A 24,740-nucleotide genomic window follows, 5' to 3' on the forward strand; every position below is an offset into this window, starting at 1 on the left:
TGGGGAAGCGCCGAATGATGCCTGGCCTTGGTGCATCAACTTGGTATCTGCGGTACCCCCCCCCGTTGGCGACGTGGTGAATTTTGTTGACAGGGACAGCGTTTATAAGTATGTTTTAGGGGAACGGCCTACAGGCCACAGAACGCCCAGGAAGGGCATAGGTAGTACATCGAACATCGAAATTGAGTCGCACCGCTGTCTGTCCTTATGAAGAGGAAGATGACGTAACCAAGTGGTCTGACGCCCTGTCCGCATGCCGGTTGACTTGAGTAAAGCCCAGGAATGGGCTTACCTCCCGGTATATCGACTCTTCGCTTTGAAGCGCAAGATTTGGACTTCACCCTTGTGCTTCACCTACGCCTAGGAGGCAAAGACTTATGACCGAGAACAAGTACGCTGTAAAAACTGACCTGACCAAATTGCTCAATCTGCTCGACGAACTTCTACAAGACGAAGAGGTGCGGGCGAAGAGGGAACTCGTCGCTATGTCTGAACCAGCATTCCCTCATTTACTGGTTTTTGCTGAAGGTGCGCGCAAAAGTTTAGAGACCGTGATAGAGCAACGTCTCGAAGTAGCCTTGCTGAAGTGGATGGTTGAGCGTGAGGCCGAAGCTGAGGAGGAGTCCGCGAACACATCGGGGAGCAGTAAAAACCCTTCATGGCAAGTTATTTCCGTCACGCACGACACCAAAAGGAAGCCGCTATGGTGATGGCTCTCGTGAAATCGCAAACGTCATTAGCGTCCCAAGCACGCTGGCAAGGTCACCAAGCTATGCTGGCTGAAATGCTGGTAGACCTGGAAGCAGAGTTGGCTCGCAGGAATGACCGACATGACCAACTCACGCGGCGTTATGAGCGGCTGGAGCGCCAGACTGATGACCTGACCAACCCAGAGACGGTTCGTGGTAGGAAGCTGCTCGCCGACTACGAGCGCCTATCGGAGTTGCATGCCCGTAGCGATGAGGAGATTGATGAACTGGAAAACCAGGTGCTGGAGCCACTTCGGGACATTCAAGAAGTGCTGAGGAAACTGGTGGCCTGAACCGCGCAGGACACCCGTGAATGGGGGCAGGCGATGTTCTGCCCCCGCTGTCATGGTTACGCCCTATTTCCGTCCTTGCCGAACAGCTCTCGCTCTAGTCGGTCACCGATGGGTCTGGCACGCTCGCCTGCAATATCGAAGACTGCCCTCAAGTCGTCAGCACCTGTTTTGTACCCACGGACCTTGAACTCCTTGAAAACAGACCTGCCCATGGCCATCACATCTTCCCTGAAGGTGCGGTCACCCAACAGCACCTTGATACCGCCCATCAGGGCCTTCTGTTCTGACCTGCCGGGCGCACTGCCGCGCTCGTAGAACAGTGCCGTCGCTGCCCCCAGCAGCACCGTGAAGCCGAAAACGGTGAAGGGATCCAGACCAAAGGTCAGGCCAGGGATGAGCTTGTACAGGGCCACTGTGGCGTGCTGGGCGGCAAAGCCGAAGCCCACGGTTCCCAGCAGTTTCAGGGCGGCGTCCTGGGTGATGCTCTGGCCGTAGAACTGCCCGATACGGACCACCAGCCAGATTTGCATGGGCGTCAGGATGACGTTGTCGGCGAAGGGGATGGGCTGCATGGAAATGATGCCCCCCGCCGCCCCCACAATGGCGCTCAGCTTGAGGGCCTCAGCCCGTTTCTGGCGGCGTTCCTCCTCGGTTAAGTAGACAGCCTGCTTGAACTTCAGCTCGTCCTCCTGCACTTTCCGGCTGATTCTGGCCTCGTCAGCGGCACGCTGAGCTTCCGCTTCAGACATCGCCGCGTGACCCTGGGCCTGCCGGGCACTCTGGGCCGAATCCCTGGCACTGCTCTCAGCCTTGCCTGCACGCTCCCCAGCCACGTTGGCCATTTGCTTCGCGCCGGTGGCGTCGTCGAGAGCACGCCGAGCCCTCTGGTCTGCGCGTGTGGCCGTCTGACCCACCTTGTCCAACCGGGTTTCAAGCGCACCCACACGTGTCGCCAGTGCATCAAGTTCAGCCTGCAAGGGACTTAAGGCATCTCGCCGCACCACATCGGGGTCCAGGTAGGTTACGGCGTCTACCTGCCGCCGCTGCCGCTCCAGCTCCTCGACTTTCGCTATCAGGCCGTTGATGGTCTGGTGCATCACCTCGTTGTCGTGTGTGCTGGGAAGGCCCATCAGTGCCCCGATGGTCTGCCGGGTCTGCGCCAGCTCGCCTTCGAGGTTCGCCAAACGCTGCTCAGCACCCTGCGCCAGCTCCAGCACGGCCTCCACGTCACTGCGCACACGGTCCATCTCGGCGCTGAGCAACTCCTGAATACGCTCCTCACTGACCTGCGGACGCACCAGAAAGACGTGCATGACCAGCAGTTCGGTGGTGGCCTTGAAGGTGGCACCGGGCAGCACGCGCAGTTCGGGGAGGCTGGGAACCGTGACCTCGAACGCTTCCAGGGGCATCCCTTGCAGCTCAAAGGCCCCGTTCCCATCCGTCGTGGTCTCGAAAACCTGTCTGGTGCTGAGGGTGGTCAGGCACAGCGCCGTGTTTTGCAGCCGCTCGCGGTTATCCAGAAGCAGTGCAACTCCCTGGGTGGTGAGCTGGCCCAGCGGCTTGGCCCCGAAATGACGGCGGAAGTGTTCGGCATCCATGTCGGTGATGCACTCGGTCATCTTCTCTTCCCGGCGGCGCAGCAGCGCCTCCAGATAATCCAGCCCGTGGATGACCTTGGCCCACCCGGCGTCGTGCCAGTCCTGAGTGGGCATGGGATGGGCCTCATTGCCTACCCGGTTAGCGGGGTTGAGTGTTTCCAGCACCACCCAGGGGAGAGTGAGGTCACGCAACTGGGCGAACTTACCAGTCAGAACCTCCTGAAAAGCTTTGGTGCTGTTACACACCTGTTCTGAGGGGGATTCGCCGCCCCGCACCCCGTTGCGGTCCTCACGTCCTCCGCTCAGCCAGCGGCTGTCGGACACGACAGTCACAGGTGCCTTGCGCTGTTTGAATTCCAGCACATGAATGGCCCGCTGCGTGATGACCACGGCGTCCAGTTCACGCGCGGTCTTGCCGTTCAGTGGGCGCAGATTCAGGACGATGTCCCAGGCTTTCGGGAGTCGCCGCAGCGCGTCCAGCGTGCTGGGCTTAAGGTCCATAACGCCATTGTTGGCGTAATACAGTCTTGCCATCCTTGTTCCTCCGTTACCAGCCCAGCCTGTGGTGGGACAGGCTGGGCTGTTTATTTAGGGACTTAAAGCTCATGGCTGTTGCTCTATCCCAGTTTCTAGGGCAGGCCGTCTGGGGTCCAGCAGCCGCTTGAACACCAGCACAGCCCGGTCAGCGCGGATGTTTGGCTGAAGCCCGGTGACGTACTGCGAGTTGCTAAAGTTGGTGTGGGTGGTTTCCAGCTCGGTGATGGTGGACACCAGTTCCCAGCCCTGGAGGCTCAGAGCCGCGAGCTGTGCATCATTCAATTCGATGTCCTGGTCACTGGCTGACGTGACCCTTCCCTGGCCGGAGATGGGAAGGCTCATGTACTCCCACTGGGCTGGGACAGCGGGTGGTTGTGGTTGGACCGCCTCGGCCACCGTCATGCCCACGAAGACCAGGACGGACAGAGTCAGGAAGGTCAAAAGGGTTAGCTTCAACTTTTCCATGGTTGACCCCTAGCGGTTGTTGTCATGGCGCGAACAGCGTCGGTGCCGGGTGCGCGTCGCTTCATCGGAGACCGGGCATCAAGCGACAACCTCCTGAGTCCGTCCACCGAGGCCGGTAGGACGCATGCAGAGCGAGATGTTAGGCCAAAGGGCGTTGAAGCTGGGCGGCCTATTTCAGTAGCCAGGGTGAAGCTGAAGGTCAATGGGCGTTTGGGTTCAGTCACAAACCCACCTCGTCAATGTCATGTCAAAAGTCTGGGAAACCGTGTAGGACGCAATTCTCACATTCTCCAATATTGGGTTAGTTACCGGTCCAGTCGTCGGGCCGGGACAGCACTACCAACTCGGGGTACTGGACCTCGAAGAGCGTGCGCCGAGCGAGGTGGTCACGGAACATCTTCTCCAGACGTTCGGTCTCGCCGTCCTCCAGCTCATCGGCGTTGAGGGGCGCGAGGAGGAGGCTTAGAGCGTTGAGGTTGCTCAGGACTTGCAGGTACGCCATGCCGTCCTTGGCCGGAATGGCACTGTCAACTAGGCGGGCGCGGGTGCGTTCAACATCGGTGAAATACATCATGGGGATTCCTCCAAAAGGAAAGCCCCCAGCGCACCGTGAGGGTGGCTGGGGGCGGGAAGGGACTGAGCCGATGCCAGGGGAGCGTTGGGTCATCTCATGAGACCTTACTTGCGTCTGGCACGGCAAAACTGTATATTCTGGGTGTTCGGGTTCTGAAGTTGGGAGCGTGGTGTCAGACCAGCGCGGGGATTGGATAAAGTGCGTCCTGGACAGTGTTCAGGTGGTTTGAGCGCAGCCACGTGCCTGATAAGCGTGAGGTCCCCAGTTCAAGTCTGGGCATCCGCACCAAACACAAGAGAACCCCGTCCAGTACGGGGTTTTTTCGTTTTCAGAAATCCAGCCCGGACACCGGAAACGCCTGCATACTGGCAGGGGGTGTGGGGCCATATGCACGGAGAGGAGGAGAAGCCGTCCCTCACTTCTCCTCCCCCATAGCTCTAGCTATTGCTGCTACCTCGGCAGGACGCTCGTCCCCATCAAATACTGATCCATCGCCCGCGCCGCCTGCCGTCCCTCGCGGATGGCCCAGACCACCAGACTCTGCCCGCGCCGCATGTCGCCCGCAGCAAACACGCCGGGGAGGTTGGTGACGTAGCCGCCTTCCTCCTCCGTCCCAGCCAGAGCGTTGCCGCGCGTGTCCTTGTGGATGCCGAAGGCGTCGATCACGCTGCCCACCGGGCTGACGAAGCCCATCGCCAGCAGCACCAGTTCCGCCGGATGGATTTCCTCGCTGCCCTCGATTTCCTTGAGGTGGCCGTCCACCAGTTCAATCCGCACGGTCTTGACACCCGTGAGCTTGCCCCCCTTGCCCACAAATTCCTTGGTGGCAATCGCAAATTCGCGGGTGACGCCTTCCTCGTGGCTGGAGCTGGTGCGGAGCTTGAGGGGCCAGTAGGGCCAGACCAGCGGCTTGTTCTCGTGTTCGGGCGGTTGAGGCATCACCTCGAACTGGGTCACCCCTGCCGCGCCGTGGCGGTTGCTGGTGCCGACGCAATCGCTGCCCGTATCGCCGCCGCCGATCACCACAACGTGTTTGCCCCCCGCGCGCAGTTGCTTCTTGAGTTTGTCGCCCGCATTCACGCGGTTCTGGCCTGGCAGGAATTCCATCGCAAAATGCACGCCGTCCAGCTCGCGGCCCGGCACCGGCAGATCGCGGGGCTGTTCCGCGCCGCCCGACAGCAGCACGGCATCGAATTCGGCGCGCAGTTCTTCGGGGGTCACCGTCTGCTTGGCGAGGTTGGTCACCGTGCTTTTCTTATCCCACGCGCCCACCAGCACCCCGGTTCGGAAGGTGACGCCCTCGGCCTCCATCTGCTCGACGCGGCGGTCAATGTGGTGCTTTTCCATCTTGAAATCGGGGATGCCGTAGCGCAGCAGGCCGCCCACGCGGTCATTCTTCTCGAACACGGTCACGGCGTGTCCAGCGCGGGCGAGTTGCTGCGCCGCCGCCAGTCCCGCCGGGCCGCTGCCGATCACGGCCACCGTCTTGCCGGTCTTCACCTGCGGCGGCTGTGGCCTGACCCAGCCCTCCTGCCACGCGCGCTCGATGATCGCCAGCTCGATGGACTTGATGCCCACCGGATCGTCGTTGATGTTCAGCGTGCAGGCGGCCTCGCACGGCGCAGGGCAGATGCGGCCCGTGAACTCCGGGAAATTGTTGGTGCTGTGCAGCGTTTCGATGGCCGAGAGCCAGTCGTTCTCGTACACCAGATTGTTGAAATCGGGAATGATGTTGTTGACCGGGCAGCCGTTGTTGCAAAACGGAATGCCGCAGTCCATGCAGCGCACCGCCTGTTTCTGGGCAGAGTCGCCCGCCAGCGGCAGAACGAATTCAGCGTAATTCTTGAGACGGGCATCGACGGGTTGATACTTCTCTTTGACGCGGGGCTGTTCGAGAAAGCCGGTGATTTTGCTCATTGGGATGCCCTCCAGGGGGTGTGGATGGGTGGATATCAAAGAAGACGGGAGCGTGGTGGGCGGCTAGAAGCTGGCAAGATTGCCGTGAATCTGAACGCTCAGTCCACGGGCGTGGGGAAGTCGACGAAACCGATGACGCGCCCCAGCAGACCTCCGCGCAACTCAATGATGTCTGTGCCGCCGGACACGCTGGCCCCGCCGACTGGCCCCATCAACCAGGAGAAACGCAGATACCCGTGATGCGCCTCTACGGGCCGTTCAGCCAGACTGAACCGTAGGCCGGGCAGATGGGTCTGCACCACGCCGATCATGTCTGAAATGCCCTGCTGGCCCTGGGCAGTCATCCGGGGATCAGCGTAGGTGGCGTCCCCGGTCAGCACTGCCTTCACCAGCGCGAGATGGCACTCGGCATCGGTCTCATTCCAGACGGCGATGTACTGCTGCACAAGTTCGTGGTGATCCATACGGCCCTCCACTACTTCGTCAGCGTCCCCTGCCCACCCTTGCGGCTCGGCCCCGTTTGCATACTCGTGGTGTCGGCGGCCTGAACCGTTCCGGCCTCTTTCTGCGCGGCGGCCCGCTCCTTCAGCGCCCGCTGATATTCCAGTGGGAAGACCTTCACGAAGCGTTTGCGGGCGTTGTCCCAGTCGTCGAGGATGTCGCTGGCGATCACCGAACCCGTCCAGCGGTGGTGGCTCTCGATCAGGGTGCGGAGCTGGGTTTCGTCAGCCTCGCCGCTGTGCAGGCTGGCGAGATCAGCGCTCTGCATCTGCTCGTCGGCGGGCTGAACCTTATGCAGACTGACCATGCTGTGGTTGCACTTCTTCTCGAAGCTGCCGTCCTCGTCATAGACGTAGGCCACGCCGCCGCTCATGCCCGCCGCGAAGTTGCGTCCGGTCTGGCCCAGCACCACCACTGTTCCGCCAGTCATGTACTCGCAGCCGTGATCGCCGGTGCCTTCCACCACGGCCCGCGCACCGCTCAGGCGCACGGCGAAGCGTTCTCCGGCCACGCCGCGCAGGAACGCCTCGCCAGCGGTTGCACCGTACAGGGCGGTGTTGCCGGTGATGATGTTCTGGCGCGCGTCGCCCCGGAATTCGATGCTGGGCCGCACCACCATGCGCCCGCCGCTGAGGCCCTTGCCCGCGTAGTCGTTGGCGTCGCCGATCAGGTAGAGGGTCAGGCCCGGAGCCAGGAACGCGCCGAAGCTCTGGCCCCCGGTGCCTTCCATCTGGATAAACACGGTCTGATCGGGGAGTCCTTCCGGGCGCACGCGGATCAGCTCGCCGGAGAGCATCGCGCCCACCGAGCGGTTCACGTTTCGCACGTCCTGAAGGAAATGCACGCGCTCGCCCTTCTCGATGGCGGGGCGGCATTTCTCGATCAGCACGCGGTCCAGGGCACCCTCTAAACCGTGATCCTGCGTTCCCGTGTGGCGGTGGCCCACGTCGGGCAGGTCGGCGCGGAAGAACAGGCGGCTGAAATCCAGGCCCTGCGCCTTCCAGTGATCGATTCCGGCGCGGGTGTCCAGCAGGTCAGAGCGCCCGATCAGCTCATCGAAGCTGCGGATGCCCAGCGAGGCCATGATGGCGCGCACTTCCTCGGCCACGAAGAAGAAATAGTTGATGACGTGTTCGGGCTTGCCGGTGAAGCGGGCGCGCAGCACGGGGTCCTGCGTCGCCACGCCAACGGGGCAGGTGTTCAGGTGGCACTTGCGCATCATGATGCAGCCCTGCACCACCAGCGGCGCGGTGGCGAAGCCGAACTCGTCCGCGCCCAGCAGGGCGGCCACCACCACGTCGCGCCCGGTCTTGAGCTGCCCGTCGGTCTGCACCCGCACGCGGTCTCGAAGACGGTTCAGCACTAGCGTTTGCTGAGTTTCTGCCAGCCCCATCTCCCAGGGCGTCCCGGCGTGCTTGATGCTGCTCCAGGGGGAAGCTCCGGTGCCGCCGTCATGCCCGGCGATGACGATGTGATCGGCCTTGCACTTGGCGACGCCCGCCGCAATCGTGCCGACGCCCACCTCCGACACCAGCTTGACCGAGATGTCGGCGCGCGGATTGACATTCTTGAGATCGTGGATGAGTTGCTTGAGGTCTTCGATGGAATAGATGTCGTGGTGCGGCGGCGGGCTGATCAGGCCCACACCGGGAACGCTGTGGCGCAGGTAGCCGATGTAATCCGTGACCTTACCGCCGGGAAGCTGGCCGCCCTCGCCGGGTTTCGCGCCCTGCGCCATCTTGATCTGGATTTGATCGGCGCTGCCCAGATAGCCGGTGGTGACGCCGAAGCGCCCGGAGGCCACCTGTTTGATCTTGGAACGCAGCGAATCGCCGGGTTCCAGCGGATAATCGACTTCCACCCGACTGGCTCCCAGAATGCCGGCCAGGGTTTCGCCCTCGCCGATGACCTCGCCGCGCAACTCGCGCTCGTAGCGGGCCGGGTCCTCGCCGCCCTCCCCGGTGTTGGATTTGCCGCCAATCCGGTTCATGGCGACGGCCAGCGTGGTGTGCGCCTCGGTGGAAATGCTGCCCAGGCTCATCGCCCCGGTGGCAAAGCGCTTGACGATCTCGGCGGCGCTTTCCACCTCCTCGATCGGCACAGGCGTCGCCTCTGCGGTCTTGAACTCGAACAGGCCACGCAACGTCATGTGGCGCTTGCTCTGTTCGTTGATGATGCGGGCGTATTCCTCGTAGGTGGACGCGGAATTGCTGCGGGTGGCGTGTTGCAGCTTGGCGATGGCGTCCGGGGTCCACATGTGTTCCTCGCCGCGACTGCGCCAGGCGTACTCGCCGCCCGCGTCCAGCCCGCGCGCCAGCACCGGGTCCGCGCCAAAGGCCGCCGTGTGCGTTCGCAGGGCTTCCTCGGCCACCTCGAAAATGCCGATGCCGCCGATCTGCGTGGCGGTTCCCCGGAAATACTTCTCCACGAAGTCGGTTTGCAGGCCCATCGCCTCGAACAACTGCGCGCCGCAGTACGACATATAGGTGCTGACGCCCATCTTGGACATGATCTTGCTCAGGCCCTTGCCGATGGCCTTGATGTAGTTCCGCATGGCCTTGGCCGGGGGAATGTCGCTCAGGTTGGGCATCCCCGGAATCTCGGTGTGCAGGTCGATCAGTGTTTCCAGGGCCAGATACGGGTGAATGGCCTCTGCGCCGTACCCGGCCAGCGCGGCGAAGTGATGCACCTCGCGGGCGTCCCCGGTTTCCACCACCAGCCCGACTTTCATCCGTAATCCGGCTTTAACCAGATGGTGATGCACGCTGGAGAGTGCGAGCAGCGACGGAATCGCCACGCGCTCTCTATCCACCCGGCGGTCACTGATGATGATGATGTTGTGGCCGCCCTCGATGGCGTCTACCGCCCAGGCATTGATGGTGGCGATCTTGGCCTCAATGCCGCGTGCGCCCCAGTCGGACGGGTAGGTGATGTCCAGCTCGTAGGCGCTGAACTTGCCGCGCGTGTGTTCGCTGATGGAGCGGACTCGCGCCATATCGTCGAAGTCCAGGATGGGCTGTGCGACTTCCAGACGCATCTGCGGATTCACCGCGTTGATGTCCAGCAGGTTGGGGCGCGGCCCGACGAAGGACCGCAGGCTCATGACCACCGATTCGCGGATCGGGTCAATCGGGGGGTTGGTCACCTGTGCGAACAGTTGCCGGAAGTACGAGTACAGCGGCTTACTGCGCGCCGACAGCACGGCCAGCGGCGAGTCGTTGCCCATCGAACCCAGGCCCTCCTCGCCGGACTTCGCCATCGGCCCCATTAAAAACTTGAGGTCTTCCTGGCTGTAGCCGAACGCCTGCTGACGGTCCAGCAGCGACTCGCTGAACTGCCCCACGGTGCCGGTGTCCTCGGCGTCGGCCAGCGGGACGCGGGTGTTGTCCACCCACTGGCGGTACGGCTTGGCCGAGGCGTACTGGTTTTTCAGCTCCTCGTCCTCCACGATGCGCCCGGCTTCCAGATCCACCATGAACATCTTGCCGGGCTGCAAGCGCCACTTCTTGACGATCCGGCTCTCTGGAATCGGCAGCACCCCCGATTCGGAGGCCAGGATCACCAGATCGTCGCGGGTCTGGATGTAACGCGCGGGGCGCAGGCCGTTGCGGTCCAGCATCGCGCCCACCTGCCGCCCGTCGGTGAAGACCATCGCGGCGGGGCCGTCCCAGGGTTCCATTAAAGCCGCGTGGTACTCGTAGAAGGCGCGGCGGCGGTCATCGATCAGGGGGTTGTCCTCCCACGCCTCGGGAATCATCATCATGGCGGCGTGGGCCATCGGGTAGCCCGCCAGCGTCAGCAGTTCCAGCGCGTTGTCGAAGGTGGCGGTGTCGGACTCGCCCTCGAAGGACACCGGGTAAATCTTCTTCAGATCGTCGCCCAGCACCGGAGAGGACATCACGCCCTCGCGCGCGCGCATCCAGTTGAAGTTGCCCTTGACGGTGTTGATCTCGCCGTTGTGGGCCACCATGCGGTACGGGTGCGCCAGCGGCCACTCGGGGAAGGTATTGGTGGAAAAGCGCTGGTGGACGAGGGCCAGGGCCGAGACCACCGCCGTGTCTTGTAAGTCGAGGTAATACTCGCCCACCTGGGTGGCTAGCAGCAGCCCCTTATAAATGACCGTGCGGCACGACATGCTGGGCACGTAGTACTCGGCCCCGTGCGTGAAGTTCAGCGCGCGGATGGCGTTGCTGGCGCGGCGGCGGATCACGTACAGCTTGCGCTCCAGCGCGTCGGGCACCAGGGTGTCCGGCCCGGCCCCGATGAAGATCTGACGGATCACCGGCTCTTTCTCGCGCACGGTGGGACTCATGGGCATCTCGCGGTTGACCGGCACGTCGCGCCAGCCCAGCACCAGTTGGCCCTCGGCCTGCACCGCCCGCTCCAGTTCCTGCTCGCAGGCCCGGCGCGAGGCGATTTCCTTGGGTAGGAAGATCATGCCCACGCCGTAATCCCCGGCGGGGGGCAGGGTCACGTCCTGCAACGCCATCTGCGCGCGGTAGAACTCGTCGGGAATCTGGATCAGCAGGCCCGCGCCGTCGCCCATCAGCGCGTCCGCGCCCACCGCGCCCCGGTGATCGAGGTTCTCCAGAATCTTGAGGCCCTGCTCGATGATCGAGTGCTGCTTGTGGCCCTTGATATGGGCGACAAAACCTACCCCGCAGGCGTCATGTTCGCGGCCCACGTACAGGCCGTGCTGCCGCGCCCCCTCGATCTCTTCACGGGAGGGCGGCGCTGGAGGAGGCACGCCCTGGGAAGAGGTTTGAGGCTGAGGCTGACCCGGAAGGTTCCGGTCGGTGTTGTTCGGCATAGGGGCACGCTCCTGTGGCTGGGAATGACAGCCCCGCCTGACGCAGCGAGGTCTTCATGGATTCACCATACAGTGGGGTGCATTTTCATGCAGAACCTTGTTTATAACGCGCCCAGCACACATTCGGCCTGTCGGATGCCAGGTGGCGGCCAGCCTGGGCCTCCTGCCCACGAAGAGCGGCAACTCCGGGCGAAACGGGCTTACGCCTGGGTCAACGACAAACCCTGGGCTACCTGCAGAAGAAAAGTGCTTCCCGCCGTTAATCGAAGACGACAGTCGAAAGCCCCCCAGCACAAGAACTGGAGGGCCTGGAATCAGGATGAGCCGGATGGTCGGCTCCCCCCTCACCCGGAGGGTTACTTCGCGGCAGCGGGCGGCACCAGCCAGATCACCGCGCGGGCATCGTTCAGGTCCGTCAGCAGCACGCGGGGAGTGAAGTTGCCCGATTGCAGGCCCAGCGCCGTGTTGTAGCGGGTCAGGGTGCTGGCGGTCAGGGTGTACAGATTGCCGTCGGGGGCCAGGGTGATGTCGCGCAGGTCGGCCACGGACGTCACGGTGGAGGCCGCCCGACTGGTGTTGCCGTCCCAGACCAGCAGCGGCTGGGTATTCTGGTTGCTCAGGACATTGCTGCGCCACGCCGCCAGCAGATTCTGGCTTCCGGCGGTGCCGCTCCACAGGCGGTCATACCGCCTTGCCGCGAAGGCGGCCAGCGCCACGCCGTCTGGAATGCCCGTGGCCGACAACCTCTGTACCCCGCTGTCCGTGGCAGCCAGCAGATCGGCGTTATAGGCCACCAGATCGCGGATGGCGGGGGTGGGGAGCGGATCGCTGACCACGGCCACCGTGTCGCCCACGTTCTGGAGCGCGGCGCGCAGGACCTCGCTGCCGCCGCCCAGGCGCGGGCGGGCCACCACGCCCACGTCTCCGCTCACGGCCAGCCGCACGGGCGGCACATCGGTTCCCGGTGCGGGCGGTAGAAAGGTAGGCAGCGGGGCGGTCCAGATCAGGGTGCCAGCCGCGCTGTACAGCGCCAGTTGCTGCGGGCCGTTGGGGCACTGGCTCAGGGTCAGCAGGCGGTCCCGCGCGGCGCTGCTGGCCGTCTGGATCAGACAGACGGGTGTGAACGGCGGCGCGGCGAAGGACTGGGGATCGGCCAGGGCGCTGCTCCGGCTCTCGATCCCGGTTTTCAGCGTCAGGGCCAGCCGTTGACCGCTGGGCAGCGAGGTGAGAGTCACGCCGTCGGTCACGGGCACGGGCTGGTCGGCGTTGACGGGTGCGGAGCTGCTGTCGGCGTTGGGCGTCACCGTCCGCAACGTCGCGCCGCCGTCTGTGAGCAGGGCCACGCGCAGGGCCACCTGCGGCTCCTCGGTGCCGGTGCAGGCCACCAGCAGGGCCGGGGTCAGGCACAGGGCAGACAGACGGGTCAGTGGTCTGGGCAGTGGCGATCTGGGCAGTGATGGTCTGAGGGGTTTCATGGGCCTCCTTCGGGAGTAGTGGGTAAGAGTGTCGTGGGAAAGGGTTTGGCCCGCGTCGGTGACGGCCTGCACGGTAGTTCCCCCATCCCAGCGGCCAGTTTCCAGAAAGAGGAAACTTCTCTCCGGCGCTCAGGGCGTGCTGGGGTTCAGCAGCGGGACCTTGGCTCCGTCCGGCGTCAGGTCGAACAGGGGGTACTGGGTCTGGCCGGGCAGGCCCACCGACAGGCGGTAACGCCGCAGGCCCAGATCGGCCTCGGCCTGGATCGCCCAGCAGCAGCGGTCGATGGTCAGCCCGATCACCGGAGACAGCGGCGTGGGATTCTGGGGTACGCCGTCGAGCCAGATAAAGGTCTGGCGCAGGCTGGCGGTGACATATGCGCCGGGCGCTTCGCCCTTGCGGCCAATCCCCAGGCTGACCCGCAGGGGACTGAGGCTCAGGTAATCGGTGGCGATGTCGTCGGGGTACAGGCCGCTACGGTTGCGGTAATACTGCACATTGCCCGACAGCGCCGCGCGGCTGCCGAACTGGATGTTGGCGTCCAGTTGCGCCTGGGCCAGCTCGGTGCGGAACTGGTCCAGGCCGGGGGTGTTGACGGTGGCCGAGAGTGCCAGCCGCTGCCCGGGCCGGGTCACGCTCAGGCTGCCCGTGGCGGCGGGACGGGTGAAGCCACCGCGCACCAGATCGTAGGGGCCGCCGTAGGTCAGTTGCCAGTCGTTGGCGCTGCCGTTCACCGTGCCGACGCTGAAGCTCACGTTGCCGCTGTTCGGCGAGCTGCCGGGGGCCGGGTTGGGGTCCACCGGGCGGTTGAGCAGCAGGTCATGCGCGGTGGATAGCCTGTAACGCGCCCGCCACGTCAGGCTGGCGTTGCCCACGACGCGCCCGGTGGGGGGGTACAGCGTCTCGCTGGCCGAGAAAGTGATGGGATTGAGGACCGCGTCACGTCCTACCGAGGCGTTGATGGTGGCTCCCACCTCGTCGATCTGGGGCAACTGAATGTCGTGGGTGGCGTAAGCGCTGATTGAGTCCGCGCGGGTGGCCCCGGTTACGGTGGCCCGCAATGTAAAGGGCGAGTACCCGTTGATGCGCGAGTAGCTGCCCGAGGCGCTCAGGGTCAGGTCTGGCGCAGGCCACGCGCTGCTGCGCCGCAGGTAAGCGGGCCGGGCGGGAACGGCGGGGCCGTACTCGGTGGCCTCGCGGGCGGGCTGGGCGTCCACCGGGGTCAGCGTGCCGGAGCCGGAATCGCCCACCGTCGCGTTGTATGAGAAGGTCTCCAGCTCCTTGGTAAACGGCTGATAGCCCAGTTGCGCGCTCAGACTCAGCGGCAGGCGGTTCACGTTGACGCTGAAGAGGGCGGGGGCCTGCAAGTCCGGGGCCAGGAACAGGTCGCGCTGGAGCAGCACGCCGAAACTCACGTCCTTGACGGGCACGGTACTCAGGTTCAGGGTCAGCGGGGCGCTCAGCAGGCGTCCGTTCACCGCGTCGAAGGAAAAGGGGCTGGTGCCCTCGCGCCGCAGGTAGCCCACGCCGAAGGTCACGGTGTTGGTGGTGTTGAAGCGCTGGGTGAGCTGGGCGCTGACGTTCAGGTCCACGGTCCTGGCCCCGGTGCCGTAATAGCGCCCGGTAAAGGTGTTGCCCAGCGCCAGATCCGCGTTCGTCCACGGCTGGGCGGTGTAGGCCAGGGCGTGCTGTTCTTCCAGCCGCGTGGTGGCGATGTTCTTGCCCTGCGCCGTGGCACTGGGCGACAGCGGGTTGCTCTGGGCGCTGTAGCTGCCCGCCGTCAGGCGCGTGTCGGCGCTGAACGTTCCGTTGGTGTAGGGCTTGGGGTCCAGCACCACCTCGGCCTTGCGGTACGGCGAATAGATGCCGTCTGTCGGCTCCGGCCCGAAGCGGTTCAGGTAAGAGAACTCCGACGAGAACAGTGGGTATTCCACCTTCGCGCCAAAATCCACCCGCGTCACGCCCTTGTTGGGATCGGTTTCGCTCAGGCCGATGTCCTGGCGGGTCACGTTCAGGCGGTAGTCCAGATCGCGCACCGCCAGAGACAGCGGCACCCGGCCCGTCACGCCGAAGTTGATGTCGATGTCGTAGCCGGACTTTCCATCTGCGTTCAGGGGTTTGGGGTCCGCCAGCGTGTACAGGTTGAGGCGGTCCACGAAGGGCAGTGGCGCGTATGAACGCAGGGCCACGCCCGCGCCCACGCTGGGGCTGCGTTTCTGGTAGTAGCGCAGCAGGGTGGTGCCCAGCGTGCTGCCGCCAATCGAGAACGGCAGATCGGCCTCGACGGTGTAGCCGTCCACCGAATCCTGCCCGATCAGCAGCCGGGGCTGGCGTTCGGGATCGTTCAGCGGAATCACGATCACGGGCAGGAAGAGTACCGGCACGTCGGCCAGCAGCAGTTGCGCGCGGTAGGCCACCAGCCGGTCACCGGGATACACGATCAGGCGTTCGGCGCGGAAGGCGTAGTCGTTGGGCGTGCGCCCGCACCTGGCGCAGGTGGTGAAATAGCCCCCAGTGGCGCGCAGTTGCCCCGGAATGCGCTCGACTTCCTGTCCCCGGATTTCCAGATCGGCGTCGCTGATCAGCACGTCCTGCCCGGTGACCTGCTCGTCGCCCAGTTCCACCACCAGATTCTCGCCACTGAGGTCCTGGCCGTCTTTCGCGCTGCGGTAACTGGCCGCGCCCACCAGGGTCAGCGTGCGGCGGGTGCGGTTGTACTCCACCCGCTTGGCCTTCACCACGTCGTCGTCCACGCGCAGTTCCACGTTCGCGCCGCTGATGACCACCAGTTCCTGTCCGTCCACCTGCCGCAGTTCCAGCGTGTCCGCCGAGATGATCTTGACCGTGCGGGCCTCTGCACCGCCCAGCACGGCGGTTCCCAGCAGACCCAGGGTGAGGACGGCGTTGCGGGCCAGCTTCTGAAGGCTGCTCTTTCCAGCAGGCCGACTCTTCTTAGAAGGCGGACGCGCCTTGCCCGGTCCCATCCGGCTCCCGAAGCTCACTGGGCGGCCCCACTGGACCGGGGGGCCAGGGTCTGTGCCACCAGGGGTAGCGCCGAGGGCAGGCGGAAGCTGCTTGCCAGCACTGCCCCTCCCGTTCCCGGCCTGTCGGCCAGGATGCTCAGGCTGGTGCCGGGGTAATAGAAGCCCAGGATATGCAGGTGGTTCTGCCCGGCCCGCGCCAGCCCCAGCGCGCCGTACTGCGACAGGCCCACGCCATGCCCCGCGCCGCTGCCAGAGATGACCATTGGCCCCTGTCCACCGCTGAGGCCGCTCAGTTTAACCCGCGTGCCCGGCGCGCCCAGCGAGCGCACGAAGCCGCCCGCATTCGCGCCCGTGATCCGGGCTGTGCCGCCGTCCCCGCTGACGGTGATCTCCTCGGGCCTGCCCGACTTGCTCAGGCGGGTGATGGTCACGGCTTTCAGGCTGCCAACGCGTGCGCCGTAGCGAGTGGCCACGGTTCCCACCTGCGCCGCCGTGGCCTCGATTCGCCACCCGCCGCGCGGTCCTCCCGCCGAATACGGGTCAGCCTGTGCCCGCAGGTACGGCAGTGCCGTGCCCCAGACCTCCGCGCTGGAGGCGGTAAATCCCCCGGAGTCGCTGCTGAAGTAGGTGCTGGCGGGCTTGCCAGAAAAGGCGATCACCTGCGCGCGAGTGACGGCAATGGCCGTGTCCGTCGCAGCCTTCTCGGCCCTGAGTCCGGGGTAGACCTGACAGCTCTCGGTGGCGCAGGTGTCGTAGGGGGCCGCCGGGTTGATGCGGGCGGCCACATAGGTCCGCGCGATCACGGCCTGGGCGGCCAGCGCGGCAGCGGGCCACGAGGCGGGCATCTCGGCAGGAACCACCGCGCGCAAGTAATCCTCGATGCCCACCACATTCACTCCCTGCACGCCGCCGTCCTGCACGCGCAGCAGCACGCCGCCCCGGTAGGGCTTGCCCGCAATCTCCACCACGCTGCCGGGGCTGGGCGGCAGATACAGTACTGGGTTGCCCGCCCCCCGCCCGTTCAGCGTGAGCTGCCCGCCGGACACCCCCACCGTCCAGGTGGTGACCGGCGACGGGGCCACTGGCGACAGAGGTGCTGGACGCCCCAGCGGTGCGCCAGCGTCCGGCCCAGTACCGTCCTGGGTCACGCGCACCGTCAACTGCGGGGCGGCGGCCACCAGCACCCGCACATTCAGCGCAGTGGCCGGGGCAGCGGCAGTGGGGGCGGAAGCCAGAGGAGCAGGAGCCGTGAAAACAGGGGCAATCGGAGCGGCGGCGGTGGGCGCGGCTGGGGTGGGTGCAGTGACCGCAGGAGCGGGGATGGGCGCAGGGGGAGAAGGCGCAGGGACCGTGGGCACAGGGGCAGAGGGCGCAGGGACCCTGGGAGCAGGAGGTTTGATGGGTGCAGGCGCACGGGGTGCAACCGCGATGGGTGCAGCCGGAGCAGGCGCAGGAAGAGGGAGTGCGGGAGTGCGGGGTGCCGTCACGAGGGGTGCGGGTATGGCGGGCGCTGGAGCAACAGGCGCGGGAGTGACCGGCGCTGAGTTGATCGGCACAGGCACGGGCGCAGTGGGAACCGCAGGCGCAGTAACTCTAGGCGCGGGCACAGGCGCAGCCGCTGTAGGTGCAGCGCGGTACACCGGGGCACAGGAGTTCAGGATGCAAAAGGACAGCGTCGCGCCCACGCCCAGCAGCACGGGCCGCAGCCGCAGCCCATGCTGGGCCGTCTGACGCTGGGCCAGCCGGGAGGTCAGGAGAGGAAGGGAGGACTTGGGCATCGTTGAGGCCGAGTATAAACACCCTGTATGTGCGCCCCTGCCAGGACGGTGTGAGAAGCCTCCAGTTCAGGGGCGCGCAGCGCGCGGCATCATGGCGGGTATGAACACCGTTTCACCCTCTTCCGCCCCGGCCTCTGCCCCAGGTCAGGCTGCTCCGGGTCAGACCACCTCCGGTCAGGTCTGGGCGCACGTCGGTCAGCCCTTCGCGCCCCGCTCCTACGACGTGGTGGTGCTGGGCGCGGGCCGCATGGGATCGGCCTTCGCCTTTTACCTGCGGGGGCTGGCTCCCCACCTCTCCCTGTTGCTGCTGGAGGAAGGTGGTCTGCCCAACGAGGACGGCGCAACCCTGCTGGCCCCCGGCGTGTGGACCGCGCGGGGCGTGCCGGAGAACCGCAAAGCCGAGGCCGACTGGACCCGTGAGCAACTGGAAACGGCGTTTGGCGACATCAGTTTTCAGGCCCGCCCGCTGATCGAACTGTTCGCAGAGGATGGGCCAGAGCGGACGCCCGCTGCCGAAGCGCTGGCCCCCCACCCGGACGCGCTGGCGATGGTGGATGTGACCGCCCTGCCCTTCGCGCACACCGACGCCGGAGCCGCCACCTACCGCCCCGGCGCGCTGGCCCTGGCCGCCGCGCAGATGGCAGTGAAGTCGGGCGCGGACCTGATGCTCAATGCCCGCGCCCACGCCGTATCCGCAGGTGAGGTTGTGATCGAACGGCTGAGCGTGACCAACACCCACCAGATCGTCGTCCACGAAACCCACCGCCTGCGCGCTGGAACGCTGGTGCTGGCGCTGGGCGCGGACGGCCCGCACGCGGCGGAACATGATCTGGGCGTCCACACCACCCACGCCCGCGCCTACCGCCAGACGCCACGCCTGAATGTCCCCAGCACCGACGACACACCCACCCTGCGCGCCGCTGGCCTGACCCTGCGCCCGCAGAACGGCGGCTTCACCCTGATTCCGGCGGTCCACCACCGCGATCCGCACGGTTACGTGCCCACGGGCGGTCACCTGACTGGCGTGCCCACCGGCCTGCGCCGCGAGACGCTGGAGGATCTGGTGGCCCTGATGGACGCCCTGCCGCCCCTGGGAACGGAGGCGCTGGGGCTGGGCCGCAGCATCAGCGACATTCCCGGCGCGTGGCTGGCCTTGCCGGGTGGACGGGCGGACGGGCTGCCCCTGCACCAGACGCTGACGGACGGCGTTCACCTGCTGCTGGGCGGCCCGCACGCCGACACGCTGGGGCTGGCGGTGACCTACGATCTGGCAGCGGCGGTGGCCGGGGTGGAGGAGAGGCCGTGGGAGAATGCGCCGGTTTGACATCTCTTCATCCTGGCCAGACTGTGCCTGTGGGTCTAACTCCCCGTTAACATACGGGGCTAAACTGCGTGCTAAGACGCTGCTCCGCACCCACGCGCCCCACAAGGAGACTTCCCATGCCCAACATCGGCCCCGCAGAACTGATCGTGATTTTACTGGTTGCCCTGGTGGTCTTTGGCCCCCGCAAACTCCCCGAGCTGGGCAAGAGCCTGGGCGCGGGCCTGCGCGAGTTCCGCAAGAGTACCCAGAGCCTCAAGGACGAGCTGGATGTCGGCCTGAACGACAAGGGCGCGCAGGCCGCCCCGATTCAGACCATCCATGCTTCGGTTCCGGCTCAGGCCGTATCGGCCCAGCCCGTGAGCGCCGCCGCCGTGACGCCGCAAGCCCAGGCTGCCGCCCCCGCCGCCGATGTTCTGGCCGAACCCGTGACCGCTGCACCTGTGACGGAAGCGGTCAATCTGGACAAAGAGAAGGAAACCGTTCAGGGCTGAGCCTGCCCCCCTCCAGAATTCGCCGTCCCCAGGGGCGGCTTTTTTTGCTGGGCCTCCGGTCATTTCTGCTACGCTGACCGCCGTGTCGTTTTCCTCCTTTTCTGGCGGTCAGCCCTGATGCTGGCCCGCGCCCGTAGCGTGGCCCTGATCGGTGTGGACGCCGTCGCCGTGGAAGTCGAGGTGGACGTCTCGCCGGGTCTGCCCGCCTTCACCGTCGTGGGGTTGCCCGATCAGGCGGTCAGTGAGGCGCGAGAGCGGGTGCGGGCGGCGATTCGGAACGCGGGACTGCCTTTTCCGGCGGCGCGCATCACGGTCAACCTGGCCCCGGCGGACCTGCGGAAAGAGGGACCGCTGTATGACCTCCCTATCGCGCTGGGCGTGCTGGCGGCCCAGGACCTGCTGCCCGCGCGGGCGCTGGACGGCCTGCTCTGTGCGGGAGAACTGGCGCTGGACGGCAGCCTGCGGCCCATTGCCGGGGCCGTCAATCTGGCCCTGCTGGCCTCCTCGCTGAAGCTGCCCGCCCTGCTGCCGGAAGGCAACGCGCGTGAGGCGGCTCTCATCGAGGGCCTGACCGTCTACGGCGCAAGGACATTGCTGGAGGCGGTGGCCCACCTGAGCGGACGTGCCGAACTCCCAGTCACGCCTGCCCCGGAGGCCGAAGACGACTCCGGCCTGCACCTCGATCTGGCCGACCTGAAGGGACAGGCGGCGGCGCGGCGGGCGCTGGAAGTCTCGCTGGCGGGGGGGCATAACCTCCTGCTCGTCGGCTCTCCGGGCAGTGGCAAGACCATGCTGGCCCGCCGCGCGCCGGGGCTGCTGCCGCCGCTGACGCGCGCCGAGGCGCTGGAGGTCACGCGCATCCACTCGGCGGCGGGCGTCCTGAACCTGCGCGGCGGCCTGAGCCTGGGTGCGCCGTATCGAGCGCCTCACCACACGGTTTCGGATGCGGGATTGATCGGCGGCGGCAGCATTCCGCGCCCTGGCGAGGTCAGTCTGGCCCACCGGGGAATCTTATTTTTAGACGAGTTTCCCGAATTCAGCCGCAAGGCCCTGGAAACCCTGCGCCAGCCGCTGGAAGACGGCACGGTCACGATCAGCCGGGCGCGGGCTACGGTGGAGTATCCGGCACGCTTTCAACTGATCGCGGCCATGAATCCATGCCCCTGCGGACACCTCGGGGACCCCGAAAAGGGCTGCACCTGCACGTCTTCCGAACGGACGCGCTATGCCGCCAGAATCAGTGGGCCACTGCTGGACCGATTGGATATCGTCTGTCGCGTCCCTCGTCTGACGGTAGATGAGCTGACGCGTGCGCCGGAGCCGGAGGCGTCGGCCCCAGTTCGGGCACGAATCGCGGCGGCGCGCACAAGGATGGTGGAACGCCAGGGCATCCGTAACGCCGATCTGGCCGGACAGGCGCTGCGAAAGTTTGCCCCGCTGGCCCCCGGCCCGGAAAACTTCATCCGTGCGGCGGCGCGGCAACTGGGCCTGACCGGGCGCGGCTTTGACCGCGTGCTGCGCGTGGCCCGCACGGTGGCGGACCTGGGCGGCGAAGCGGACGTGCGCGAGACCCATCTGGCCGAGGCAGTCACCTACAGGCCACGCGAGCTGACCTGATGGACCTTCGGCCTAACCCGGAGCGCTGTAACTCCCGGAGCGCTTCAACACAGAGCGCTCAGCTCTCGCTGGTGCCCCGGTCCCGGTCCGGCATGGGCGCGTTCACGTCATCCTCGTCGGCCAGTCCGAAGCCGCCGCGCCCAGCGTCGCCTGCGCGGGTTTCGTCGGTGGGGTCCACCGGACCACTGCCCTCCTCGATCAGGGCTTCAGGATTGATCACGGCGGGAAAGCCAGCCGAGCCGCCTGTTCCGCCGCTCACGATGACGGGGATAAAGTCGGCCTCGTCTGCCAGATCACGTCTGGCCTCGCCCGGCACCGGGGAGTTGACACGGTTGCCTTCCTCGCTCTCGACTTCCTCGACGCTCTTGCCCAGCGGTTTGTCGCCGTATCGGTTATCCGTCATGCCCGCAGTCTGGTTGAGCGCAGGAACATCCGGGTGAAGCGGGCCTGCACCTTTCCTTATGCTGGTTTTTCTGCCGCCCGTTTTCCTGCCGCTTGGCAGTCCCGCTCAGCTCTCGCTGTTTTCGCTGCTCTGCCCGGCGTCGGGGCCGGCCTGCGCCCGGTCACGGCGTTCCTCCACCATCACGCTGTCGGTCAGCAGGGTGTCCGGGCTGACCACACCGGGATTGGTGCTGGTGTTGCTGTTGGAGACAGCGGGAATCACGGCCACCGTTTCCTCGTCCTGGCGAATCTGTTCGCCCGGCACCGGGGAGTTGACGCGGTTGCCCTCCTCGCCCTCGATGGCCTCGACGCTTTTGCCCAGGGGTTTGCTGCCGTAGCGGTCCGGGGAATCGGTCATGCGGCCAGTCTGTGGGCCGGGCCAGCGCCGTGGGTGAGGTGGGAGGTGGCCTGTTCTTCATCTGCCTGTTCCTCATCTGCCCCACTTCCGCAGACGTTCCTGATTTCGCAGAAGTCCCGCCGCCCTGCTGGCCGGGGTGTCGGGAGTGCACGGCCCACGGCAGGCACGCCGAGTCGGTATGCTGAGCGCCAAGTACATAGCCGAGAACCTGCAAAACAGGGCGGTTCAGCCCGGACCCACCGCCCCACCCCCGAGGAGAGAACATGACCCAGAGTGCCCAGAGTGAACGTGCCCAGACGGCCCTGAAAACCAGTGGAATCACCGACGTGCCCCTGATGTCGCTGGAGCGTGAGGACGCGCTGTTCGTCCTGACGGGCGACCTGCTGATCTACCAGGACGGCGGCGGCACGCGGCGCGTGACCCTGCGCGACCTGACCCGCATCCACAGCGATCAGGCCGGGCTGCTGCGGGTGGAAACCCCTGCCGGAACCGCCCTGACCGCCAGCCTGCTGGGCTTCGACGTGGCCCAGGTCCAGACTTTCTTCAAGGGCGTGCGCAGCGCCACCGCCCGTGCTAAGGACCTGCCGGATTCGCCCACGCCCACCCCAGGCGGGGCCAAGACTTTCGGGTCTGCGCCCGCAGTGGCAGGCGGGGCAGTGGCAGATGGTGAGGCCAAGGCCCAGAACTCCCAGGCGCACACTGATTCCGCAGCCACCATTCCAGACGCCACGGTTCCAGAACTGGCCGGGATGCCCGCAATTTCCGGCATTCCAGATACAGGCCCCCAGACCGGGGAGTCCGCGAGGGCCAGCGCCCCGGCCAGTTCTTCCCCCGACATGCAGGGTGCAGCGCCCGAGCAGGGCAAGGCTCCAGAGGACGGCAAGACCCAGACTCCAGCGGCTGCCGGGTCTGCTGTGAACGCCAGCCCCGTGATGGCTGACGCGGCCACGCCGAAGCTTTCTCCAACTGCGTCCTCCGAATCCACGAAGACTGGCGGCAGCGCCGAGAATCCAGTGGTCATCTCGTCGTCGAGCTTCTCGCCGAATGTCAGCAAGCCGGGGCTGGGTGCAGTGGTTGCAGCGAAAGCCGAAGCTGTCAGGTCTGACGCTACCAAGTCCGATACGGTCAAATCCGATACATCCAAAGTCGATGTATCCAAAGCTGCCGCACCTCAAGCCGAGCTGTCCAAACCAGAACTCCGCAAGGGCCAGACCGCAGCGCCTCTCTCTGACATTCCAGCAGACCAGGCCGCCTCCAGAATCGAGCTGCCCAACCGTCCCATTCCGCGCAGCGCCGTGGCGGTTCCCGGCAACACTGCCCCCGACAGCCCGAAGCCTGAACTCCAGGCCGTTCCTGATCCCATGCCCACCGCTGCGCCGCCCGTGACCGCCCTGTCGAAGGTGGCGGCAGCCACGGCGCTGGCGCGGCAGGCGGGCACCGTGGAAGGTCTGGCCGGGCGGCTGAAACTGCTGGGCGCGGTGCTGTTCGTGGGCGCGCTGGCGCTGGCCTTCTTCCAGTTCACGGGCGATCAGGCGCTGGCCGGAATCTGGACCCTGCTGTCGGGCGGCGTGGGCGCTATCGCGCTGCTGGCGCTGGGCGAACTGTCGGCCCTGCTGGCGCTGATGGCCCGCGTGCCTGGCCCGGCGCGGACCACTGCCCATGACGGCGGGCATGACGGCTGAGACCCACAGCACCGGACCCCATACCGACGCCCAGCGCGACGCCCGCGAACTGCTGATCGGGGCCGTCTCCACCCCGTCCCTGTCCGGGCAGGAAGCACAGGTGGCCGGATTTCTGCGCGACTGGATGGAAGCGCGCGGCTTCGCGGCCCAGGTGGACGGGGCGGGCAATGCCGTGGGAGCGCGCGGCAACGGTCCCTTTACCGTGGCCTTGCTGGGCCACATGGACACCGTGCCGGGTGACATTCCGGTGCGGGTGGACGGTGACGGCGTGCTGCATGGACGCGGCAGCGTGGACGCCAAGGGTTCGCTGTGTACCTTCATGGCGGCGGTGGCGGCGCTGCCTCCGCAGGCCCTGGACCACGTCCGTTTTGTGGTGATCGGCGCAACCGAGGAAGAGGCCCCCAGCAGCCGGGGCGCGCGGCATATCCGGGAGGTGCTGCACCCCGACGCCGTGCTGATCGGCGAACCCAGCGGCTGGGAAGGTCTGACGCTGGGCTACAAGGGTCGGCTGGTGGCGCAGGTCCGCGCCGAAAAGGACAACTTCCACACGGCGGGAGAGGGCAGCAGCGCCGCCGACGATCTGACCGAGGCGTGGTTTCGTGTGCGTGCCTGGGCCGCAGCCAGCGCCAGTGATCAGGGTGCCGGGGGCGTGGGCATCTTCGACTCCGTGCAGGCCACCATCCAGGGCATCGGCTCAGCGGGCGACGGTCTGACCCAGCGGGCCGAGGCGACGTTCGGCCTGCGTCTGCCGCCGCGCCTCCCGCCGCAGGACGCGCAGGGGCAGATTCTGGAGCTGCTGGGCGATCTTGCCAGCGTATCCGTGACCTTTGTCGGCCATGAAACCGCCGTGCGCTACCCGAAGGACAATGCCCTGACCCGTGCCATGCGTGTGGCTATCCGTGCCCACGGCGGCACCCCGGTCTTCAAGGTCAAGACGGGCACCAGCGACATGAACGTGGTGGCCGCCCACTGGCCGGTGCCCACGCTGGCCTACGGCCCCGGCGACAGCGCGCTGGACCACACCCCCGACGAACGGCTGGATCTGGCCGAATATGACCGCGCCGTGCTGATCCTGACCGACGCGCTCACGCGGCTGGCGGCCTCGGTTTCGCAGAAGAGTCAGTTACAGCAATAAGGACGGGCAAGCG

At 66.1% G+C, this 24,740-nt stretch carries 18 protein-coding genes; 7 read left to right on the forward strand and 11 right to left on the reverse strand.

Annotated elements, in window-relative coordinates; genetic code table 11:
* The first annotated feature begins 377 nt into the window (after positions 1–377).
* Both BOO71_RS00490 and BOO71_RS00495 read left to right on the forward strand, forming a co-directional pair.
* Positions 378–710: a hypothetical protein gene (locus tag BOO71_RS00490; RefSeq protein WP_075830036.1), complete on the forward strand. Its 333-nt coding sequence runs from the start codon at positions 378–380 to the stop codon at positions 708–710.
* Between the two features lie 74 nt (positions 711–784).
* On the forward strand, positions 785–1,042 hold the full coding sequence (locus tag BOO71_RS00495; protein WP_139322646.1) for a hypothetical protein: 258 nt from the start codon (positions 785–787) through the stop codon (positions 1,040–1,042).
* A gap of 56 nt (positions 1,043–1,098) precedes the next feature.
* Here the strand turns inward: BOO71_RS00495 and BOO71_RS00500 are convergent, their stop codons facing one another.
* The 9 genes from BOO71_RS00500 to BOO71_RS00540 all read right to left on the reverse strand — a co-directional run bounded on the left by BOO71_RS00500 (position 1,099) and on the right by BOO71_RS00540 (position 17,679).
* The gene (locus BOO71_RS00500) at positions 1,099–3,174 is read right to left on the reverse strand and encodes an NERD domain-containing protein (protein WP_075830038.1); all 2,076 of its coding nucleotides are present in this window, start codon (positions 3,172–3,174) and stop codon (positions 1,099–1,101) included.
* A gap of 69 nt (positions 3,175–3,243) precedes the next feature.
* Positions 3,244–3,642 carry a hypothetical protein gene (locus BOO71_RS00505; protein ID WP_075830039.1) on the reverse strand — a complete coding sequence of 133 codons (399 nt, stop codon included), beginning with the start codon at positions 3,640–3,642 and terminating at the stop codon, positions 3,244–3,246.
* A 301-nt stretch (positions 3,643–3,943) separates the two neighbouring features.
* Positions 3,944–4,216 carry a hypothetical protein gene (locus tag BOO71_RS00510; protein WP_075830040.1) on the reverse strand — a complete coding sequence of 91 codons (273 nt, stop codon included), beginning with the start codon at positions 4,214–4,216 and terminating at the stop codon, positions 3,944–3,946.
* 450 nt (positions 4,217–4,666) lie between these two features.
* Positions 4,667–6,133, reverse strand: coding sequence for a glutamate synthase subunit beta (locus tag BOO71_RS00515; protein ID WP_075830041.1), 1,467 nt, complete (start codon positions 6,131–6,133; stop codon positions 4,667–4,669).
* Positions 6,134–6,231: 98 nt separating this feature from the next.
* A complete protein-coding gene (locus tag BOO71_RS00520; protein WP_075830042.1) occupies positions 6,232–6,597 on the reverse strand; it encodes a nuclear transport factor 2 family protein in 366 nt (121 codons plus the stop codon).
* A gap of 11 nt (positions 6,598–6,608) precedes the next feature.
* A complete protein-coding gene (locus tag BOO71_RS00525; protein ID WP_083652809.1) occupies positions 6,609–11,444 on the reverse strand; it encodes a glutamate synthase-related protein in 4,836 nt (1,611 codons plus the stop codon).
* A gap of 356 nt (positions 11,445–11,800) precedes the next feature.
* The gene (locus tag BOO71_RS00530; protein WP_075830043.1) at positions 11,801–12,919 is read right to left on the reverse strand and encodes a hypothetical protein; all 1,119 of its coding nucleotides are present in this window, start codon (positions 12,917–12,919) and stop codon (positions 11,801–11,803) included.
* Between the two features lie 129 nt (positions 12,920–13,048).
* Positions 13,049–15,901, reverse strand: a complete 2,853-nt coding sequence (locus tag BOO71_RS00535; RefSeq protein ID WP_254842973.1) for a hypothetical protein — start codon at positions 15,899–15,901, stop codon at positions 13,049–13,051.
* 14 nt (positions 15,902–15,915) lie between these two features.
* Positions 15,916–17,679, reverse strand: coding sequence for a SpoIID/LytB domain-containing protein (locus BOO71_RS00540; RefSeq protein WP_083652811.1), 1,764 nt, complete (start codon positions 17,677–17,679; stop codon positions 15,916–15,918).
* A 100-nt stretch (positions 17,680–17,779) separates the two neighbouring features.
* Here BOO71_RS00540 and BOO71_RS00545 point away from each other — a divergent pair, with 100 nt between their 5' ends.
* From BOO71_RS00545 to BOO71_RS00555, 3 genes are all read left to right on the forward strand, one after another.
* The gene (locus tag BOO71_RS00545) at positions 17,780–19,003 is read left to right on the forward strand and encodes an FAD-dependent oxidoreductase (protein ID WP_075830044.1); all 1,224 of its coding nucleotides are present in this window, start codon (positions 17,780–17,782) and stop codon (positions 19,001–19,003) included.
* A gap of 116 nt (positions 19,004–19,119) precedes the next feature.
* Positions 19,120–19,494, forward strand: coding sequence for a Sec-independent protein translocase subunit TatA/TatB (locus tag BOO71_RS29000; protein ID WP_075830045.1), 375 nt, complete (start codon positions 19,120–19,122; stop codon positions 19,492–19,494).
* Positions 19,495–19,611: 117 nt separating this feature from the next.
* Complete coding sequence (locus BOO71_RS00555) at positions 19,612–21,111, forward strand: YifB family Mg chelatase-like AAA ATPase (RefSeq protein ID WP_075830046.1); 1,500 nt, start codon at positions 19,612–19,614, stop codon at positions 21,109–21,111.
* Positions 21,112–21,169: 58 nt separating this feature from the next.
* On the opposite strand, the gene BOO71_RS00560 is transcribed toward BOO71_RS00555, so the two are convergent.
* Both BOO71_RS00560 and BOO71_RS00565 read right to left on the reverse strand, forming a co-directional pair.
* Positions 21,170–21,514, reverse strand: coding sequence for a hypothetical protein (locus tag BOO71_RS00560; protein WP_075830047.1), 345 nt, complete (start codon positions 21,512–21,514; stop codon positions 21,170–21,172).
* A 105-nt stretch (positions 21,515–21,619) separates the two neighbouring features.
* Positions 21,620–21,910: a hypothetical protein gene (locus BOO71_RS00565; protein ID WP_075830048.1), complete on the reverse strand. Its 291-nt coding sequence runs from the start codon at positions 21,908–21,910 to the stop codon at positions 21,620–21,622.
* 263 nt (positions 21,911–22,173) lie between these two features.
* On the opposite strand from BOO71_RS00565, the gene BOO71_RS00570 reads away from it, so the two are divergent.
* Both BOO71_RS00570 and BOO71_RS00575 read left to right on the forward strand, forming a co-directional pair.
* Positions 22,174–23,592, forward strand: a complete 1,419-nt coding sequence (locus BOO71_RS00570) for a hypothetical protein (RefSeq protein ID WP_075830049.1) — start codon at positions 22,174–22,176, stop codon at positions 23,590–23,592.
* Positions 23,582–24,727, forward strand: coding sequence for a [LysW]-lysine hydrolase (locus BOO71_RS00575; RefSeq protein WP_075830062.1), 1,146 nt, complete (start codon positions 23,582–23,584; stop codon positions 24,725–24,727). Before BOO71_RS00570 ends, BOO71_RS00575 begins: the two co-directional genes overlap by 11 nt.
* Positions 24,728–24,740 lie beyond the last annotated feature (13 nt).

It is taken from the genome of Deinococcus marmoris (assembly GCF_001949125.1).
In the GTDB taxonomy this organism is placed as follows: domain Bacteria; phylum Deinococcota; class Deinococci; order Deinococcales; family Deinococcaceae; genus Deinococcus; species Deinococcus marmoris_A.

Coding starts and splice junctions, on each gene's coding strand:
- BOO71_RS00490 (WP_075830036.1), top strand. CDS start 378: ATGACCGAGAACAAGTACGCTGTAAAAACTGACCTGACCAAATTGCTC.
- BOO71_RS00495 (WP_139322646.1), top strand. CDS start 785: ATGCTGGTAGACCTGGAAGCAGAGTTGGCTCGCAGGAATGACCGACAT.
- BOO71_RS00500 (WP_075830038.1), bottom strand. CDS start 3,174: ATGGCAAGACTGTATTACGCCAACAATGGCGTTATGGACCTTAAGCCC.
- BOO71_RS00505 (WP_075830039.1), bottom strand. CDS start 3,642: ATGGAAAAGTTGAAGCTAACCCTTTTGACCTTCCTGACTCTGTCCGTC.
- BOO71_RS00510 (WP_075830040.1), bottom strand. CDS start 4,216: ATGATGTATTTCACCGATGTTGAACGCACCCGCGCCCGCCTAGTTGAC.
- BOO71_RS00515 (WP_075830041.1), bottom strand. CDS start 6,133: ATGAGCAAAATCACCGGCTTTCTCGAACAGCCCCGCGTCAAAGAGAAG.
- BOO71_RS00520 (WP_075830042.1), bottom strand. CDS start 6,597: ATGGATCACCACGAACTTGTGCAGCAGTACATCGCCGTCTGGAATGAG.
- BOO71_RS00525 (WP_083652809.1), bottom strand. CDS start 11,444: ATGCCGAACAACACCGACCGGAACCTTCCGGGTCAGCCTCAGCCTCAA.
- BOO71_RS00530 (WP_075830043.1), bottom strand. CDS start 12,919: ATGAAACCCCTCAGACCATCACTGCCCAGATCGCCACTGCCCAGACCA.
- BOO71_RS00535 (WP_254842973.1), bottom strand. CDS start 15,901: ATGGGACCGGGCAAGGCGCGTCCGCCTTCTAAGAAGAGTCGGCCTGCT.
- BOO71_RS00540 (WP_083652811.1), bottom strand. CDS start 17,679: ATGCCCAAGTCCTCCCTTCCTCTCCTGACCTCCCGGCTGGCCCAGCGT.
- BOO71_RS00545 (WP_075830044.1), top strand. CDS start 17,780: ATGAACACCGTTTCACCCTCTTCCGCCCCGGCCTCTGCCCCAGGTCAG.
- BOO71_RS29000 (WP_075830045.1), top strand. CDS start 19,120: ATGCCCAACATCGGCCCCGCAGAACTGATCGTGATTTTACTGGTTGCC.
- BOO71_RS00555 (WP_075830046.1), top strand. CDS start 19,612: ATGCTGGCCCGCGCCCGTAGCGTGGCCCTGATCGGTGTGGACGCCGTC.
- BOO71_RS00560 (WP_075830047.1), bottom strand. CDS start 21,514: ATGACGGATAACCGATACGGCGACAAACCGCTGGGCAAGAGCGTCGAG.
- BOO71_RS00565 (WP_075830048.1), bottom strand. CDS start 21,910: ATGACCGATTCCCCGGACCGCTACGGCAGCAAACCCCTGGGCAAAAGC.
- BOO71_RS00570 (WP_075830049.1), top strand. CDS start 22,174: ATGACCCAGAGTGCCCAGAGTGAACGTGCCCAGACGGCCCTGAAAACC.
- BOO71_RS00575 (WP_075830062.1), top strand. CDS start 23,582: ATGACGGCTGAGACCCACAGCACCGGACCCCATACCGACGCCCAGCGC.